At 66.4% G+C, this 923-nt stretch carries 1 protein-coding gene; it reads left to right on the forward strand.

The window, feature by feature from the left end; translation table 11 throughout:
- Nucleotides 1-39: 39 nt before the first annotated feature.
- A partial coding sequence (locus EOA24_RS39525) for an RHE_PE00001 family protein (protein ID WP_281059945.1) occupies nucleotides 40-923 on the forward strand: 884 nt, incomplete at its 3' end.

The raw sequence follows: 923 nt of genomic DNA on the forward strand, positions 1-923 counted from the left end.
GACGAGCGCCTGGCCCACTCGAGCGTTCGCGACGGCTGGATCGAACGCCAGAACTTTGCCGACGCCGCGGGCGCGCTCTGGCTGGAAGGCGAGCTCGTTCATGTCGAGGACCTGGTTCTGCATGATGCCCACATGGATATCCGCGCGCCGACCCACGAGCTCACGCGCGCGCACGCGGTCCTTCGCGCCAGACGGCAAATCATTGCCCGCGCGCCTGACTGGGCGCTCGGCCGCGATGGTCTTCGTCACCTCACCGGTCGTGGCATGGAGATGGCGGCCGAAAGTGGTCGGGAAGGGGAGGGAATTTCTGTGCCAGCACCTGGCGCTGACGAGCCGATCGACACGGACGAGCCGGATCCGTTAGCGCAAGAGTTAGCGGCAATCGACGCGGTGCTCGAACGGACCACCAAGGTGCTGGACGGTGGGGCGGTGCAAGCCCGAAAAGAGACGGTCTCGCAGCCTGCTCGCCCAGCGCTTGTCTACGATCTCGACTGGGATGAGGATGCGCGCCTGGCTGAATGGCAGGAGGTGCTCGCGGGCACACGGGAGCTGCCAGCCGTCCTGCGCGCGGCGATCCTGCTTGATGCCTGGTCCGAGATTGAGGTGCTGCAGCATGCCGCCTGGCTCGGGCCGCTGCTCGTGGCCGCGCTGCTGCGGCAAGAAGGGCTCGCCGCGGGCCATCTCGCGTGCCTGCATCTCGGCGCCAAGAACATTCCGAGGGAGCGGCGGCGGGCGCGGAGTCGAAGCGACCGATTGTTCGCGTTTGTCGACGCCATCCGGGAAGCAGCGCTGACTGGATTGAAGGAGCACGATCGGCTGATGCTGGCGAAAAGCCAGATGGAACGGCGGCTGCGTGAGCGTCGTGTCAGTTCGAAATTGCCGTATCTGGTCGAGCTCGTCCTGTCGCGTCCGCTCGTCTCCAC

It is taken from the genome of Mesorhizobium sp. M2A.F.Ca.ET.039.01.1.1 (assembly GCF_003998035.1).
In the GTDB taxonomy this organism is placed as follows: Bacteria; Pseudomonadota; Alphaproteobacteria; order Rhizobiales; family Rhizobiaceae; genus Mesorhizobium.